This window comes from Flavobacterium sp., from assembly GCF_035760125.1.
Lineage (GTDB): Bacteria > Bacteroidota > Bacteroidia > Flavobacteriales > Flavobacteriaceae > Flavobacterium.
Genome location: NZ_DASTTN010000063.1, coordinates 1 through 15,246, shown reverse-complemented (window position 1 = coordinate 15,246; position 15,246 = coordinate 1). Strand labels below are relative to the sequence as shown.

General features: G+C 34.3%; 15 protein-coding genes. All 15 read right to left on the bottom strand.

Annotation, left to right across the window (positions count from 1 at the left end; translation table 11 throughout):
* Window positions 1-757, bottom strand: a 757-nt coding sequence (locus VFS71_RS02680; RefSeq protein ID WP_326399226.1) for a hypothetical protein, incomplete at its 3' end; no start/stop codon positions are given.
* A 38-nt stretch (window positions 758-795) separates the two neighbouring features.
* Window positions 796-1,203, bottom strand: coding sequence for a GNAT family N-acetyltransferase (locus VFS71_RS02675; RefSeq protein WP_326399225.1), 408 nt, complete (start codon window positions 1,201-1,203; stop codon window positions 796-798).
* Window positions 1,204-1,209: 6 nt separating this feature from the next.
* Complete coding sequence (locus VFS71_RS02670) at window positions 1,210-2,058, bottom strand: c-type cytochrome (RefSeq protein ID WP_326399224.1); 849 nt, start codon at window positions 2,056-2,058, stop codon at window positions 1,210-1,212.
* A gap of 26 nt (window positions 2,059-2,084) precedes the next feature.
* Window positions 2,085-2,657 carry an aminodeoxychorismate/anthranilate synthase component II gene (locus VFS71_RS02665; protein WP_326399223.1) on the bottom strand — a complete coding sequence of 191 codons (573 nt, stop codon included), beginning with the start codon at window positions 2,655-2,657 and terminating at the stop codon, window positions 2,085-2,087.
* Between the two features lie 34 nt (window positions 2,658-2,691).
* On the bottom strand, window positions 2,692-4,092 hold the full coding sequence (locus tag VFS71_RS02660; protein WP_326399222.1) for an anthranilate synthase component I family protein: 1,401 nt from the start codon (window positions 4,090-4,092) through the stop codon (window positions 2,692-2,694).
* A gap of 293 nt (window positions 4,093-4,385) precedes the next feature.
* Window positions 4,386-4,952, bottom strand: a complete 567-nt coding sequence (locus tag VFS71_RS02655) for a YceI family protein (protein ID WP_326399221.1) — start codon at window positions 4,950-4,952, stop codon at window positions 4,386-4,388.
* Window positions 4,953-5,223: 271 nt separating this feature from the next.
* The gene (locus tag VFS71_RS02650; RefSeq protein ID WP_326399220.1) at window positions 5,224-6,501 is read right to left on the bottom strand and encodes a hypothetical protein; all 1,278 of its coding nucleotides are present in this window, start codon (window positions 6,499-6,501) and stop codon (window positions 5,224-5,226) included.
* A 535-nt stretch (window positions 6,502-7,036) separates the two neighbouring features.
* A complete protein-coding gene (locus tag VFS71_RS02645; protein WP_326399219.1) occupies window positions 7,037-7,603 on the bottom strand; it encodes a YceI family protein in 567 nt (188 codons plus the stop codon).
* Window positions 7,604-7,654: 51 nt separating this feature from the next.
* A complete protein-coding gene (locus VFS71_RS02640) occupies window positions 7,655-8,287 on the bottom strand; it encodes an NAD(P)H-dependent oxidoreductase (RefSeq protein WP_326399217.1) in 633 nt (210 codons plus the stop codon).
* Window positions 8,288-8,298: 11 nt separating this feature from the next.
* Window positions 8,299-8,754, bottom strand: coding sequence for a MarR family winged helix-turn-helix transcriptional regulator (locus tag VFS71_RS02635; protein ID WP_326399227.1), 456 nt, complete (start codon window positions 8,752-8,754; stop codon window positions 8,299-8,301).
* A gap of 247 nt (window positions 8,755-9,001) precedes the next feature.
* Window positions 9,002-9,187 (bottom strand): DUF2892 domain-containing protein, encoded by a 186-nt coding sequence (locus VFS71_RS02630; protein ID WP_326399216.1) that lies wholly within the window; start codon window positions 9,185-9,187, stop codon window positions 9,002-9,004.
* A 16-nt stretch (window positions 9,188-9,203) separates the two neighbouring features.
* Window positions 9,204-9,509: a hypothetical protein gene (locus VFS71_RS02625; RefSeq protein WP_326399215.1), complete on the bottom strand. Its 306-nt coding sequence runs from the start codon at window positions 9,507-9,509 to the stop codon at window positions 9,204-9,206.
* A gap of 77 nt (window positions 9,510-9,586) precedes the next feature.
* The gene (locus VFS71_RS02620; RefSeq protein WP_326399214.1) at window positions 9,587-12,778 is read right to left on the bottom strand and encodes an efflux RND transporter permease subunit; all 3,192 of its coding nucleotides are present in this window, start codon (window positions 12,776-12,778) and stop codon (window positions 9,587-9,589) included.
* 215 nt (window positions 12,779-12,993) lie between these two features.
* Complete coding sequence (locus VFS71_RS02615) at window positions 12,994-14,085, bottom strand: efflux RND transporter periplasmic adaptor subunit (RefSeq protein ID WP_326399213.1); 1,092 nt, start codon at window positions 14,083-14,085, stop codon at window positions 12,994-12,996.
* A 56-nt stretch (window positions 14,086-14,141) separates the two neighbouring features.
* Window positions 14,142-15,246: TolC family protein (locus VFS71_RS02610; RefSeq protein WP_326399212.1), on the bottom strand; the 1,105-nt coding region annotated here is incomplete at its 5' end.

The following is a 15,246-nucleotide window of genomic DNA, read 5'->3' as shown; positions in this document are numbered from 1 at the left end:
AGCAATTATTTATTTTACTGTTATTAACACCAACTTTACCAGAACCTTTGATTCCTAGACCTGTTTCATCAGAGTACCTAATTATTGAATTAGATAAATCAAAATTCCCTCTTATATCTAAAAAAGCCTCCCCATTATCATTATGCATTTTTCCATATTCAATAATGCAATAATTCATTTTTGAAGGTTCAGTACTATTAATTAATATTCGATTCCAATCTTTATATGTTGGTGAAGTTTTGTTTGAAGTAAACTTTACGAAGTTGTTGGCCGTTCCATTTGCAATAATAGTTCCATTAACAATTAAAGAGTAATAGCCGTCAAATTTTATTTCAACACCCTCTTCTATATTTAGAGTTTCGTTATATGGTACAGTGATGTCACCTGTAACTTTATATGTATTTCCTTTTGTCCAAGAACCATTAACATTGCCATTTACTATAACTAAATTATTAGATGATAATGTAACGTTATCTAATACTGTAATTCCGTTTACAAAGAAGTTTAATAACTCATAAGTTTGATAGCCATTTTTTTCATACTTTATGTTGTAAACACCATTTGGGATATTTGCTGTAAAATAACCATTTATTTGTGATATGGTTTGATCAAGTACTGCACTTGGAGAAACGGGAGTAAAAGTAATTGTGCAATTTGAAAAATCACTTGTATTATCTAAATACACGTTACCGCTAATATCGGCGGCGAAAATACTTGAAGAAATTAAAATAAATAGCAACTGTAATTTTTTTCTCATGTTAGTTTATTTGTAGATTTTTTTTAAATTTATGCTAATTAATGTTCATTTCCTTGATAAATCCACATTGGTTCTGTGTTTTCTGCACGTTCAAAACCATTTTTTTTATAAAATTCTACTGATTTTCCATCGGCAGTAAGCATTTGCATATGAAAATCTCGATATTTCTCCTGCATTTTATCAACTATCATTTTACCAATTCCTTTACCTTGATATTCAGGAAGCACTAATAAATGAGGATAATACACGGTTAAATGCCCGTCAGAAATGGCATTTCCAAGTCCGACCAATTTGTTGTCTTCCCAAGCGGTAATTAATGTTTCTGAATTCAATAATCCCCTATATAATTGAGCTGGTTTGTCTGCAGAACTCCAATTATTTGCTTTGTAAAGCACTAATAGGTCTTCAATATTTATGTCTTTTGTTTCGGAAATTGTAATGTTCATTTCGGCTTATATTTTTTTGTTTTTAGACATGTATTTCAAATAGTCAACAATTTCCTTTGATTCTTGTTTTGTAATTCCCAGTGTCGGCATTTTTACTTTGTTTCTGAAAGAAGCTGGATCTACGATATAATCAACCAATTCAGTTTCTTTCCAATATTCGGTTACGCTTTTGGGATAATTTAATTCAGGTCCCATTTCGCCTCCAATTCCGTTTATGGCATGACAAGTGATGCACTGTTTTTGAAATAATGCAAAGCCTTTCAATGCTTTCTCATCGTCTTTTGGTTGTAATGCTTCGATGTTTTTATTTTTCGATTCAAAATGAAATTTTATAACATTATAAGGCCACTTGTATTCTTGGTTTTTCGTTGGAGCCGATGTATAAACCAAATAAAACGGGTCAGCATTCATCTCGTTTCCATTTTTGATAATCTTTTCCCAATTGGAACCTTTTGGAGCATCAACATCTTTGAAAGCCAGAAAAGGGTTTGTTTTTAAAAATAATTCAAGAGACATTTCAGGTTTATAACCATCAATGCATTCAAAAACTATTAATGTGTTTTTTATGTCAACTTTTGATAAATCAATTTCATTTTTTAAAAGAAGCAATGCATTTGCAGCATGATACTTCTTAGTTTTATGATAAACTGGATCTTTTGCAATAGTGACGACAGTATCTTTTCCGAGTTTATTTTTTGATTGTAAATCCACTAAATCTAAAGCAATCTCTGGTTGGACATTAACTGACTGTTCTATTTTTTGCTCTCTCTGTTGATTACAGGAAAGGAAGCTAAAAATAGAAAAGCATGAGATTAAAAATTTGATTTTGACAGTTTTCAAAGTTTTAAGTTTCATTTTAATTAATGTCTTTAAGTTTTTTTTTATTTGGTTGCATTTACCCAGTTTTCCAAAATCTTTTTCCCGTTGGGTGTTAAAACACTTTCCGGGTGAAATTGAACACCTCTTACATCGTATGTTTTGTGTCTTAGCGACATTACTTGACCATTTTCGTCAAATGAAGTAGCTTCTAATACATCGGGTAAATTGCTGTCAACTACCCAAGAGTGGTAACGGCCTACTTCAAATTCTTTGCCCAAACCCTCAAATAAAAGCTCATCATCAACTACTGTTTTTACAGGTGTTGCAACTCCGTGATACACTTTGTCTAAGTTAGAAAGCGTTCCACCAAAAACTTCCCCTATAGCTTGTTGCCCAAGACATACTCCGAAAATACTTTTGGTAGGAGCATATTTTTGAATAACAGCTTTCAATAATCCAGCTTCGTCGGGGATTCCCGGTCCAGGTGAAAGCAGAATTTTATCGAAAATTGCTATTTCATCAATATCAAATTCATCGTTTCTGTAAACGGTAACTTCACAATCTAAATCTTCCAGATAATGCACTAAATTATAAGTGAAACTATCGTAATTGTCTATGACTAGTATTTTTTTCATTTTTTTATCTTTCTTCGTGTCTCTGTTTCTTTTTTTATATAGTTTCTGCTAAATCCAACGCTTTATTCAGCGCCAGTAATTTATTATAAACTTCCTGCATTTCACTTTCTTCGTCAGAACTGGCAACAATTCCTGCTCCGGCTTGTGAATGCAATTGGTGGTTTTTACTTAGGAAAGTTCGGATCATAATTGCATGGTTAAAGTTACCTTCAAAATCCATAAAACCGATGGCTCCTCCATAAAAATTACGGTTTGTTTTTTCGTAATCTTCTATCAATTGCATTGCTCTGTGTTTTGGGGCTCCACTCAAAGTTCCTGCAGGAAAAGTATCGGCAACTACTTGCATCGTAGTTGCTTTTTCGTGTAAATGTCCTGTCACTTTGGAGACCAAATGGATCACGTGTGAGAAAAATTGAACTTCTCTGTATTTTTCTACCTGCACTGCATGTCCATGTCGGCTTAAATCATTTCGGGCCAAATCAACCAACATCACATGTTCACTATTTTCTTTTTTGTCTTCTGATAGATTTTTAGCAAGTACAGCGTCTTTTTCATCATCACCAGTTCTTTTGAAAGTTCCTGCAATAGGATGGATTTCTGCTTTACGATTTTTTACAATAATCTGGGCTTCAGGTGAAGAGCCAAAAATTTTGAAATCACCATAATCAAAAAAGAATAGGTAAGGGGATGGGTTTATACTTCTTAAGGCTCTGTAAACATTGAATTCATCACCTTTAAATCCTTGGGTAAATCTTCTGGATAAAACCAATTGGAAGACATCACCACGGAAACAATGCTTTTTGGCTAAAGCTACATTTTGTTTGAATTCTTCATCGGTTAGATTTGAAAAACCTTCACCTTCTTTGGAGAATTTATACGAAGCAATGTTTCTGGATTGTAATAATTGCTCAATTTCGGATATGTTATTTTTACCATCTAGATTGTGACAGAAAATATACGCTTCATTTTTAAAATGATTGATAGCAATGATGTTTTGATAAACAGCATAATACACATCGGGAATCGAATTGCTGTTTTCTTTTTTAGCAATGCTTACTTTCTCGAAATAACGAACGGCATCATAAGAAATGTATCCAAATAAGCCATTGTTGATGAATTTGAAATCAGTTTTATCCGATTGGAATTGTAGGGAAAAATTCTGAATAACTTCAGGGATATTGGTATTTGCATCAATTGTGATTGTTTCCGAAATTCCATCAGGATAGTTTTTGGAGATGGTTTCGTTTTCTATTTTTATGGAAGCAATTGGATTGCAGCATATATAGGAAAAGCTGTTGTCGTTTCCGTGATAATCGCTACTTTCTAACAATAAACTATTAGGGAATTTATCTCTTATTTTGAAATAAATACTCACTGGCGTTATGGTATCGGCCAGGATTTGTTTGTAGTTGGTTTGTAGTTTATATGTTTTCATACTTTATGTTGCTTTTTTGACAATGGATTTTTACTTTAATTATTTTTCCTTATTTTTTGAAATAAAAAAAAGGCCTGTCGTGATGACAAGCCTTTTATATTTATAGTTCAAATAATACTATAGGAGCTTAGTTCACGACGACTGACGTAAATTATTCCACCACCAAGTATTGTTTGTTATAGTTTTCATGTTTTGTTTTCTTTTTAGCAAATATATAAATGATATTTGGTCTGACAAAAAGATTGAAATAAAAAAAAAGATAAATTTTTTAATTTTTTGTTAAATTGTTGAAGTTAGTAAACCAAAACCACGTTTAGCTCAAAATCATCATAAATGGTCTTATCTCCCAAATCATCAAAATAACTTCCTGAGCCGTATTTGATGTCATATTTGGTTCGGTTGACAGTTAGTTCAGCAGTGGCTTTATTTGGACTTACAACTAAATCAAATTGAATGGGGTTTGTAATTCCTTTGATGGTTAAATCAGCGTTGATGAGGTAAGTGTTGTTTCCTTTACTGGCAATACTTTTAAATACGAGAGTAGATGTTGGAAAGTTTTCTATGCTAAAAAAATCTTCTGATCTTAAATGGCCTTCCAATTTTGTTTTGGAACTTCCTGTTTGGTCTGTATTTGATAATGACTTCATATCTGCAGTAAAACTGCCCCCGGTCACTTTTTTGTCTTTGAAAATTAGATATCCATCTTTGAAATTGATAGTTCCTTCGTGTTGACCTGTTATTTTTTTTCCTTCCCATTTAATGATGCTTTTGGAAACATCGATTTTAGAGGTTTGCGAAATTCCTTGGTTGAAGGAAAACAGAATTAGTAAAACAATACTAAATGATTTTAAGTTTCTCATATTTCTAGTAATTAAGTTAATAAAACAATTAATGAAATGTAGGTTGATTTCATTTTGATAAAAAATATGAAATCGATTTGAAATGGAATCTTAAATAATAGCTAAGCTGTAATTGTAAATGAAATATAAAGTTAATTCAAAAAAATCTATTTTGCTTATTTTAAATATAATATTTTAATAATTAGTGATTTATGTTTTTTTGATTTGTTTATATAAAAAAGCCCGATATTAAATATCAGGCTTTGTAAGTTATAAATTTATTGAAAACCAATTATTTTGAACTAGCAAAAAAGCTTGTGTTTCTTGCCCTGAAATCTGGTGATTTTTTTACATCAGACTGAAAGAATAATTCAATATTATTCAATTTTGTTGTTTCTAATGAGAATGTGTCGCTGTTGTACCAGTTTGATAACTCAGGATTTACTGTTGCATTTTCGCTTTGGACAACTCCATTGCAGCGGTTAATTTGTAAACCTTGAATATTTATTTTTGCTAAATTGGCAGGCAGAACCCCAATTTTATTTTCGAGCAAAACACAACTGCTAAAGCCATCAATAATGCTGTTATTGATATTGAAATAGCTTTTTTCTTTGATATAAACCGCTTCCCTTACCAATCCTTGATTGTTATCTTCGGTATTTACCAATGTCATATTATTTGCAGTAATTTTAGTCAGTTTTTTGCTTACGTCGGTATTTTCAATTTTATCGTAAGAATCAATTTCAAAGCAACGCGAACCAGAAAAATCTGAAGAATAAGGATTACGAATCGCTATACTGTTGGATATGGTGCATTGAACACCTTGTGTAAAATCAAAATCATCATCTGTTGCTCTAAAAGAAATCAAGTTGTTAAAATTGACATCACCTCCATAACATTCGAACGAATCATCATTGGAGAAACTAATTTGAACAAAATCGATTTTTGTGCCTTTCCCGATTCCTGCCATTGATAAACCGTTCAATTCCTTGAGCGCATTTATTTTTCGACCAGAATATTCAATACGCACATATTTTAAAATACCGGAATTACTGTTGGGATCCTGACCGCCATAATAACTAACTGCCGGGTCAAAGTTGAAATCTAAAAATCCAACACCACCAATTTTATTAATAGGCGCTTCTCCAAGAATTACTATTCCACCCCAATCTCCAGGTCTTCTTTCAGATATATTATTATTTGAAGTGAAAACTATTGGATAGGTAGCAGTGCCTTCGGCCATAATTTTACAGCCTTTGGTGATTACGAGAGTTCCACAAGATTCTTTATCACCTCTAATGACTGTTCCGGGTTCTATAGTCAAAACAGCATTATTGGTTACATAAACTGTCCCTACTAATTGGTAGGTATTGTTTCTTGTGAGTTTCATATCGGAGCTGATTGTACCTGCCAATATTTGGGTGGCTTCATTATATTCTGTGGTTGCTGGCTTGAAATTGGTCCAATTGGCAAACCAGTTTGTATCGCCAGTAATTCCTTTTATTTGTTGTGCATTCAGAGGTATAATCGAAAGGAAAATGATAATGACAACGAATAGTTTTTTTTTCATAACGCTAATGATTGTAGGTTTTTGAAGTGTTTTTTGGTTCTTAATTTTTTTCCAAAAATACCATTACAATGTTTTAAGCGTATTTTCTTAATATTATTTATTTATGACCTTTAAGTTAAGAAGTTTGTGAATTAATTAAGGTTAGGTTTTCGTTAAAAAAATATGGCTACCCGTGACTAGTGCCTTTTCCCACAATATGAGTTGGATTTTTTTTGAATGAAAACAAAAATGCAAAATCTCTCCTCTTAGCCCCGATTACTTCACTGCACTTTTATTGTCATAGGAGTTCAGTGAACTTCGTTTGTAGTGAAAATCCTTTTTGAGTCGATTTTTATTCGGCTCAAAAAAGATTGCAACGAATTGCTTCGCCAGTTCGGCTTTCAGCCTCGTGTGTGGGACGATGTTGCGAAAAATACCAAATCTTTCTGCTCCAAGTTTAAAATTAAATACAGATGGTACGAACTACGAATAGTCATAAAAAAAAATACCCCCGACAAAAATGCCGAGGGTACTCTTTCCATTAAGGATTCTAAAATTAAAATTTCAAGTTCACTGTTAAGTCGAAATCATCGTAGATAGTTTTGTCACCTAATCCTTCGAAGAAACTTTTTGAACCGTATTTGATATCGTATTTAGTTCTGTCAATTTTTAATGCTGTTGTAGCAGTGTCGCCTTTTACAGTAATATCAAAAGTAATTGGATTTGTTTTTGCTTTGATAGTCAAATCAGCAGTAACAGTGTATACGTCATTTCCTTTAGCGGCAATAGTTTTGAAAACCAAAGTTGAAGTTGGATATTTGTCTGTTCCAAAGAAGTCATCAGCTTTCAAGTGACCGTTTAATTTTCCTTGGTACTCTCCAGTTAAATCTGTAGAAGTTAAAGTTGTCATATCAACAGTAAAAGTTCCTCCTTTTAATGCATTTTTTTTGAAAACCAAAGCTCCACTTTTAATGTTTACAGTTCCAGAATGCTCACCTGTTACTTTTTTTCCAACCCAGTTGATTGTACTTTTTGAAACGTCTACTTTTTTAGTTTGTGCAGTTACTGTTAATGTAGATAATGCTACTGCGAATGCCAAGGCAATTGTTTTTAAATTTTTCATGTGTAATTTGTTTAATTTGATTTAATTGATTTTAATTTGAATTAGTAATTATTATAAAGTGATAAATAAGTCTTCTTGTGACTTTCTAACTTTTTTGTAAAATTGGGTAGCATCTTCTTCGTGACGATATCCAACGGTTGCAATAAGTGAAGCATTAAGGTTTAGTTTGTCCAATCCTAATATTTCGTTTACTTGTGCAGGAACAAAACCTTCCATAGGAGTTACGTCAATTTTAAGTTCCGCAGCTGCATTCAATAAATTACCTAAAGCTAAATAAGTTTGTTTTGATGTCCAGATATTTTTGATTGCTGGTTCCAAAGTCGAAATTTTCGATTTCATAAAGTCACCATAACCGGCCAATGATTCCAAAGGTGTTTCTCTTGTAACACTTATGGTATTCAAAAATTCATCGATTGCTTCATCTCCAATATTAGTGTCATTGGCAAAAATAAATAAATGTGATGCATCTACTATTTGTGATTGTCCCCAAGCTGCTTGTTGTAGTTGTGCTCTTAATTCTGGATTTTCAACTATAATTACTTTGTAAGGTTGTAAACCATATGAAGATGAACTCATACGGATAGCTTCTTTTAAAGTGTTTAAATCTTCTGCTGAAACTTTTTTTGTGGCATCAAATTTCTTTGTTGCGTATCTCCAATTTTGATTGTTCAAAAAATTGCTCATAATATTTATATTTATTTAGTTCGGTATTTTTCTAATAAGGTATTCAATTGTATTAATTCTTCTTCATTAAGATTTTTAGAAAAAATTTCTTCGTGCTCTTTTACTTTTGGATCCAGTTCGGTTAATAAATCTAAACCTTTTTGTGTAATTAGGACTTCGATTTTTCTTCTGTTTTCTGGACAAACATTGCGTGTCACCAAATCTTTCAATAACAATTTATCAACCAGTCTTGTTGTATTACTCGTTCTGGCAAGCATTCGTTCCTGTATGATGCACATATTTGCAGGATGTCCTTTTTGTCCTCTTAATATTCGTAATACATTATATTGTTCCCCTGAAATATCATATGGTTTTATGATTTCATTAAAACTGTCAGTGATTACGTTTTGTGTGTACATCAAATTTAAAACCACTCTCGTTGATTTAGTATAATCAACCTTACTTTTTAATACATCTTCAATCTTCATATTTGTAGGTGTCTTATTTGTTGATACAAATGTAGTCATATTTATATTTGTATATACAAGTGTTGTGTTAATTTTTTGTTAAATCAAATAAGACGGTTTTTTGATTAAAGTATTAAATCTAATAAATATGGAGTATTGAAGTAATTAAAGTTAGTAATTAGGTTAATAAAAGACTGTCTTATTTTGATTGTAAAAAAAGCCAAAACAATACAGTTTTGGCTTCTTTATAAAATTCATTTAGCTTTTTTTAGTCTTTTACTCCTAATTTAGTTAAGATGTCATCCATCAAACACCATTTGGTTATGGACGATTGTAATAAATTGGCACCTACAAAGACCGTAAACCACAACCAATTTTGATTGACATAGATGGATAATAGCAAACTGGATAAGATGAAGGCACCTGCAATACCTCTTACGATTCTATTTTTCATTTTCTTTGATATTAGATTAATTTGATTTTTCGATGTTAAGAACGGCAATATGAATGTGTGATAGCGATTCCTGCTCTATATTGAAATATTCCACAAGTTCAAATAAAGCATCAACTTTTTCCTTTGCTGTAAAAGCATAGAAAAGGATGGAATCTGTTTCATTCATTTCGCTTCCAAACCAATTGGACTCAACAGCTTTTCCTGTACTGTTTTTAAATCCTTTTACTTCTTGATAGGAAAAAGATTGAACAGACGCTTTTTTGAGCAATTGTTTGATTTGATTTTCAAATTCTTTGACTGCGGTTATGAGTAGTAATTTCATTATTTTATGTTTAAAGGTTTATGAGTTTAAAAATTTAAGGTTTCTAAAATTTGAAACCTTAAACTTGAAACTAATTTTTATTTCTCCCATTTTTTTCTTTCGGTGATATAGTAAATCAAAGGCACTGCCAACAACGTCAATACTGTCGAAACAATGGCTCCAAATACTAATGAAATAGCCAATCCTTGAAATATAGGATCAAACAAAATGATAGAAGCTCCAATAACTACTGCACCAGTGGTTAATATAATCGGTGTAGTTCGAACCGCTCCTGCCTCAATAATGGCTTGTTTTAATGGTACACCTTCGTTCAGTCGGATTTCGATAAAATCGATAAGCAATACCGAGTTCCTCACCATTACTCCAGCCAATGCAATCATTCCGATGAAAGAGGTAGCGGTGAAATATGCATTCAGCAACCAGTGACCAAACACAATTCCTATTAGCGAAAGCGGAATGGCCAACATCATCACCATTGGTGTTTTGAAGTTTTGGAACCAACCCACAATCAACATGTAAATAATTACTATTACCACCATGAACGCCACTCCTAAATCACGGAATACTTCTAAAGTAATTTGCCATTCACCATCCCATTTTACGGTAAAATCACTTTCGTCTGTGGGCTGTTCCATATAGAGTTCGTTGACTTTATATCCTTTTGGCAATTGCATTTTGGCTAGTTTTTCATTCATTCCCAAAATAGCATATACGGGACTTTCTAGTGCTCCAGCCATATCTGCAGTTACATAAACCACACGTTTTTGGTCTTTTCTATAAATGGTTTTTTGTAAAGTGTCCATTTCTACTTTTACCAAATCGCTCACCGGAATCATATTTCCCTGACTTCCTTTGATTTTTAAGTTTTCAATGTCCTGCAAACTCGTTTTATCTTTGTCGTCAAGCGAAAGAACGATGCCCACATTATCATTGGAGTTTTCATCATACAAATTCGAAACCGGATATTCTTTCAATAAATACGTTAGATTACCTACCACTTGTTGAGGTGCAATTCCATTCAACATCGCTTTTTCTTTGTCGATTTTCAGTTTGTATTCGGTTTGATTGTCTTCAACCATCCAGTCGACATCAACAATATCAGTGGTTTTTTCAAGAATCGATTTTACTTGATGCGCTACTTTTATTTGTTCTTTATAGTTAGGACCATAAATCTCAGCAACCAAAGTCGATAAAACTGGAGGTCCCGGCGGAACTTCAATAATTTTTACATTGGCTCCATATTTTTTGGCAATTTTCTGAATCTCAGGACGCATTTCTTTTGCAATAGCGTGACTTTGTAAATCACGGTCTTCTTTGTGCAATAAATTCACTTGTATGTCGGCCATATTGCTGCCACCGCGTAAATCATAGTGACGCACCAAACCGTTGAAAGTAATAGGGGCCGATGTACCGATATAGTTTTGATAGTTCACCACTTCGGGTTTTGTCGACAGATACTGTGCAATTTCTTTGGTAACGGCAGCAGTGCGTTCCAGCGTAGTCCCTTCGGGCATATCAATCACCACTTGAAACTCATTTTTATTATCGAATGGCAACATTTTTACCACTACCGATTTGGTAAAAAACATCAGTACAGATCCAAATAACAAAAACACCGTAACTGCAAGCAAAATGCGTCTTTTAGCACTGCTTTCCAAGAAGGGACGTTCCAGGTTGCTGTAAATTTTATGCACCCAACTCGTTTCCATTCCTTCGGATTCTTTGTGTTGTTGCTCTTCTTTTTCCTGAAGCAAATGATATCCCAAATGAGGTGTAACTGTCAAAGCCACAAACAATGATAATAACATCGCAATCGAAGCTCCAATTGGCATCGGACTCATATAAGGTCCCATCATTCCAGATACAAACGCCATAGGAAGTATCGCCGCAATTACGGTAAATGTTGCCAAAATCGTTGGATTTCCTACTTCGTTAATTGCGTAAATTGCCGCTTGTTTCAATGGCAGTCGCTTCATCTTGAAATGGCGGTGCATATTCTCGGCAATAATAATACTGTCATCGACCACAATTCCCACCACGAATACCAAGGCAAAAAGCGTAATTCTATTTAGCGTGTAGCCCAACAAATAATACGCAAACAATGTCAGCGCAAAGGTCAATGGAACGGAGAAGAAAACGACCAATCCACCGCGCCAGCCCATAGCCAACATCACCAAAAGCGTCACGGCAATAATCGCAATTCCTAAGTGCATCAACAATTCACCGACTTTATCCGAAGCCGTTTCACCATAATTACGTGTTACTTCAACGTGTACATCGTTTGGAATTAAACTCTTTTTCAATTGTTCTATTTTGGCAATAATTTTTGCCGATATTTTCATCGCATCCGCACCTTTCACTTTTCCAACAGAGATCGTCACGGCAGGATATTCAGATTTGGCGGTTTTGAATTTTTCATTGGCTTTGCCATAACCAAATGACACATAACTTCTGACTGTAGAGGGGCCATCTTGCACTTTGGCAACTTGTTTCAAATACACCGGCAGGTTTTTAATGACACCTACCACCAAGTTTTCTACATCTTCGGCATTCGATAAAAATTGTCCCGTGGTAACCAAATATTCTTTGTTGTCATTGACAAAACTACCCGATTGTGAACTACCATTATTGGCCTGAATCATTTGCATAATACCCAAAGCATCCACGCCATTTTCGGCCATTTTATCTTTGTCCAGAATCACTTTTAATTCGCGATTGTTTCCGCCTATTTCCTTGGTAATGGCTACATCTTTTACTTTCTCAATTTCCGAAGTCACTTCTTCGGCAAGCTGACGCAATTGATAACCGTCTTGTTTTTCGCTCCAAAGCGTTAATCCCAGCATTGGCACATCATCAATCGAACGGGTTTTTACCATCGGTTTGTACACACCTTGCGGAAACATATCTTCGTGTTTCTCCAACTCGTCATATAATTTTACATACGAACGCTCCACATCCTGACCTACAAAAAACTGCACAATCAACATCGCCTGACCGTTCATAGCCATACTGTGCACGTGTTCGACTCCTTTGATATTCGAGATTACTTTCTCCAAAGGTTTGATTACGCGACTTTCTACTTCGGCGGGATTAGCGCCTGGATAACCCACCATTACGTCGGCCATCGGAACATTTATTTGGGGTTCTTCTTCCCTTGGGATTAGAAACGAGCTGTACACTCCTATAATCATCAAAGCCACCATCAACAGTATTGTTAACTTCGAATTGATGAAAAAATGGGCTATTTTACCTGAAATTCCTTCTTGCATAATTTCTTTTATTTATTTGGGCGTGACCTGCTCTCGTCCCAAAAGACGAGATCGGGTCGGGCTATTCGTTTCAATCTTTTTATCCATAAACCCTATCGGGATTTATTGATAAAAAGGATTTCCACTGCTATCCCTCACGCGGAATTAACATTATTTATTTGAACCTATTTAGTTTACCGCAATCTGCATTCTAAAATCTGCAACCTGCGATCTGGTTACTGAACACTAACTAAAGCTCCATTATACAATTTCCCTTCAGCCGAAACGATATATTGCTCATTTGCCGATAAACCAGACAGAACTTCCACTTGATTGCCAAAGTTTTTACCAATACGCAACCATCTTAATATGGCTATATTTCCAGTTCCAATAGTATAAATTCCAGTTAATTGACCTTGTCGCACCAAAGTGTTTTCAGGAACCAAAACTTTTTCGTTTGTTTTTGTTTGTATGGCATTGGCAACAGGAAACTGAACATTCACAAACATTCCGGATAAAACAGTATTACCGGTTTTGTCTAAATTGATTTTTACCAAATATTGCCCACCCGTATTTTTTGCCGATAGACTCACTTCGTTTACTTTTCCATTAAGGCTTTCGTTAGAGGATTTTACCAACACTGTTACTGCCATTCCTTTTTTGATGGAAGCAATGTCACTTTCTGAAACCATAGCCGTTACTTGTAATCTTGAGGCTCCTTCTACACTTACCAATGGCATTCCCGGATTGGCCATATCGCCTTCTTTTACAAAAGTATTGGTCACCACACCCGCAAACGGAGCTGTGATATTAGAGTAAGAGAATTGTGCCATTACTTCGTTGCGCATTTGTTTGGCACCTTCCAAACCTGCTTTTGCCATTTCATAACGAGCAGTCATATCATCCAATTCTTTTTGTGAAGCGCTTTGTTGTTTGAACAAGTTCACAAAACGGTCGTAATCTTTTTTGGCATTGTTGTAGCCAGCTGTTGCTTGTAGAATACTTGCATCCACTTGCGCTTTTTTGGCTTGTAAATCGGTGTTGTTGATGCTTACCAATAATTGTCCCGCACCCACTTTTTGACCTACTTGAACGTGAAGTTTGGTTACATAACCCATCATTCGCGTGCTTAAATTGGCCGAGTTTTCGGCTTCAATTTTACCACTCGCCTTTACAAACTGACCATTGTTGTTTTCGGACGCACCACTTACTTTTACTGCAATTGCAGGCTCTTTGCTAAGAGATTCTTTCTTCTCGCCATGACAAGAGGAAAGTAGTAAAACAAATAGAGGAGTGATTATAGCTGATTTAAATAAGATGTTCTTCATTGTATATTTTTTAAAATTGATATTAATATTGAAATTGATTTTTGCCATTGAACAGTTTATTTTGTCAAGAACTGCAAGTATTCCTGTGTGTAATTGTATTCAAAAACAGCTTGCAAATACTCCAGTTCTTTTTGATACATCTGCGTTTCTGTGAGCAATAAATCAGTGGTTTTTTCTAATCCTTGCGTAAAACGATTGCTTCTTATTCTATATGCTTCTTTGGATTGTTCCAAAGCCAGTTTTTCTAAATTTACTTTGTTTTCGGCATCTTTAAGTTGTCTGTTGGCTTTACTCAATTCCATTTGGCTTTGCGCTTTGTATTGTTGGGTCTCAATTTCCGATTTTTGAAAATCAGCTTTGGCTTTTTCCATTTTTCCAATTGATTTATACCCGTCAAAAGCATTCCAGGTTAATTGTGCACCCACGACATATCCATTCGAATTAGAACCAAAAATTTCTTGTGCATACATTTCATAACTTCCAAAAGCGTTCAATCTTGGCAAGAAATTCATTTTACTCGATTGTAGCATTTTGCCATAGGATTCGGTTGTTTTATCCATTGCCTGAATGTCTTTACGATTATCCGATAATAAAGTATTGAAAGCATCAATTATGATGACATTGTCCAATTCTTCAATAGGTTTGTACACTTTGTTGGCGGTACCTTCATCTAATAGGAAAGCCAAATAATCCGAAGCGTTTTGCACATTGCTTTTTGCATATTGCAATTGATTTTGAACTTCATTGACGCGCACTTGCATTGATAACAAATCGGTTTTTTGCAAAATTCCCTGATTGAAATAATTCTGAATCAATTTCAAATTGGCTTCAGCCGTTGTATTCGCTTTTTCAATCACTTGTACGGCTTTGTAACTCATTTGCAATTGCATAAAAGCCTTGTTGATTTCGAGTTCCAAATATTCTTTGGTTCTTTCGGTTTGCAATTGATACGCATCCATTTTGGATTTGGCTGCTTGTCGTCCATATAATCCGTCAATGTTGATAAGCGGTTGCAAAACATCAATTCTTGTCGCAAAATTTTTGGTTTGTGACGGATTGTTCAGTTTAGCGGGATCAAAGTCCGAAGGTGTTAAAATCCCCTGATTCAATTTGGAACCAAAAGCCATCAAAGGATTAGTTGTTGCCATTGAAGTATGCGAA

Coding starts and splice junctions, on each gene's coding strand:
- VFS71_RS02655 (WP_326399221.1), bottom strand. CDS start 4,952: ATGAGAAACTTAAAATCATTTAGTATTGTTTTACTAATTCTGTTTTCC.
- VFS71_RS02675 (WP_326399225.1), bottom strand. CDS start 1,203: ATGAACATTACAATTTCCGAAACAAAAGACATAAATATTGAAGACCTA.
- VFS71_RS02635 (WP_326399227.1), bottom strand. CDS start 8,754: ATGAAGATTGAAGATGTATTAAAAAGTAAGGTTGATTATACTAAATCA.
- VFS71_RS02645 (WP_326399219.1), bottom strand. CDS start 7,603: ATGAAAAATTTAAAAACAATTGCCTTGGCATTCGCAGTAGCATTATCT.
- VFS71_RS02660 (WP_326399222.1), bottom strand. CDS start 4,092: ATGAAAACATATAAACTACAAACCAACTACAAACAAATCCTGGCCGAT.
- VFS71_RS02615 (WP_326399213.1), bottom strand. CDS start 14,085: ATGAAGAACATCTTATTTAAATCAGCTATAATCACTCCTCTATTTGTT.
- VFS71_RS02670 (WP_326399224.1), bottom strand. CDS start 2,058: ATGAAACTTAAAACTTTGAAAACTGTCAAAATCAAATTTTTAATCTCA.
- VFS71_RS02640 (WP_326399217.1), bottom strand. CDS start 8,287: ATGAGCAATTTTTTGAACAATCAAAATTGGAGATACGCAACAAAGAAA.
- VFS71_RS02620 (WP_326399214.1), bottom strand. CDS start 12,778: ATGCAAGAAGGAATTTCAGGTAAAATAGCCCATTTTTTCATCAATTCG.
- VFS71_RS02665 (WP_326399223.1), bottom strand. CDS start 2,657: ATGAAAAAAATACTAGTCATAGACAATTACGATAGTTTCACTTATAAT.
- VFS71_RS02650 (WP_326399220.1), bottom strand. CDS start 6,501: ATGAAAAAAAAACTATTCGTTGTCATTATCATTTTCCTTTCGATTATA.
- VFS71_RS02625 (WP_326399215.1), bottom strand. CDS start 9,509: ATGAAATTACTACTCATAACCGCAGTCAAAGAATTTGAAAATCAAATC.
- VFS71_RS02630 (WP_326399216.1), bottom strand. CDS start 9,187: ATGAAAAATAGAATCGTAAGAGGTATTGCAGGTGCCTTCATCTTATCC.